At 41.8% G+C, this 1,394-nt stretch carries 1 protein-coding gene and 1 pseudogene; both read right to left on the minus strand.

Going from position 1 to position 1,394, the window contains the following annotated elements; genetic code table 11:
• Positions 1-119: 119 nt before the first annotated feature.
• Entirely contained in the window at positions 120-449 is a 330-nt protein-coding gene (locus ACFINH_RS09805) for a hypothetical protein (RefSeq protein ID WP_375632978.1), read from the minus strand.
• Positions 450-459: 10 nt separating this feature from the next.
• Positions 460-1,394, minus strand: a pseudogene (locus ACFINH_RS09810) (hypothetical protein); the annotation flags it as partial.

Genomic DNA, 1,394 nt, shown 5'->3' on the forward strand with positions numbered 1-1,394 from the left:
CGCAAACCTTCCCATTGTTTGATAAGCTCTAATCCTTCTTTCGATATCTTTCTCATCTGACGCTCCATAAAAAAAGCCCCACAAAAGTGGGGCTGGATAAAAATGTTTTCTTATGATCTCTATTGGCTATGCTCTTTGATCAGCTGCTCGACTTCTTCAACACGAAAGCCAAGTTGAAAGAGCGGCGCATATTCGCTTTCCTGTAATTCATACTGACAACGCTTTTCGACAAAATCACCATTTAAATCAAACGGCATGGTTGTTGTTAGACAAACCTTATGCGTGTCATCTTCAATCCCCTCTTCTCCCTCTCCAAGCTCTTTAACAAAGACCCAATAAAAACGTGTTGCTAAAAGCATCTCTAGCCTTCTTACCGTTTCAACTTTGTCAAAAGAAAGCATGTTCAGATAATCTTGCTTGCTATTTAAATGTTCTGGATAATCTATCATCTACCCCTCCTCACAAATCACGGGAATGGCTACAACCACGCGCACATAATTGTTCATTACCTCTAGAATAAGATACCGTGGAGCGTGCAAAACATCCACTATCTACACCATGACTCCACCCTCCTCCTCCTGATAACCATCTCATTTCTAACCTAGCCTGCCCCCTATTCGTTATTTGCATAGGAAACGTTCCTGCTAAAAACTGCCAAACATAACCGCAACCTTCCTCACAACCGATATGCGAGATCATACGACGATTTGCTGTATCAACGTGACCTCCTGAAGTCTTAGGAGAGGGGGGAGTCTTACCTTTAATACTTGTTTTGTCATTACTTCCATACATGGTTGAAGCAAATTCCACATCACTCAGTAAGGATTTCTTGACACGCATCATATCCGTTACATGATCTGTATAGGTACGACCTGTTGTGATCGGAACACCATATGCCGAGCGCGTATTTTCACCGGTGCCTGACTGAAGATAAATATCAACCCAAAGATCTGTAGAGGGGTCATAAACCATACCTTCTGGTGAACTATGCGGACGGTGATTGAGACACCAAACTGAATTGGGTAAAATATCCCCTGCTCTATAACCAGACAATGGATGACCGGAAATCGTACCAACATCCGCACAGAGCGTATGAAACCCTCCTATCTTTCGCGAATTACTCACTGTGTAATCCCTTGGATACGTAGAGTTTTCTGATAAAACAAATTTATGAGACTGTCCTCCATCAGAAACCAAATAAACATAATAATCCTTACCCGCCGAAAGAGAAGGAACGCTTATTCTTGTATCTACCGTATAACTTGCAACTAAAATATCATTGCCTAATGCCAAAGTTATGCGTGTTCCTTTTTTCAAGGTTAATTGCGCTTTGCCTGTCGCTACAAGAAACGGGGTGGAAATTGAAAGAACCGTTAAATTGGACTGTTTCAGTA

This window comes from Bartonella sp. AA74HLJMH, assembly GCF_042197045.1.
Taxonomy (GTDB): Bacteria; Pseudomonadota; Alphaproteobacteria; order Rhizobiales; family Rhizobiaceae; genus Bartonella.

Coding starts and splice junctions, on each gene's coding strand:
- ACFINH_RS09805 (WP_375632978.1), bottom strand. CDS start 449: ATGATAGATTATCCAGAACATTTAAATAGCAAGCAAGATTATCTGAAC.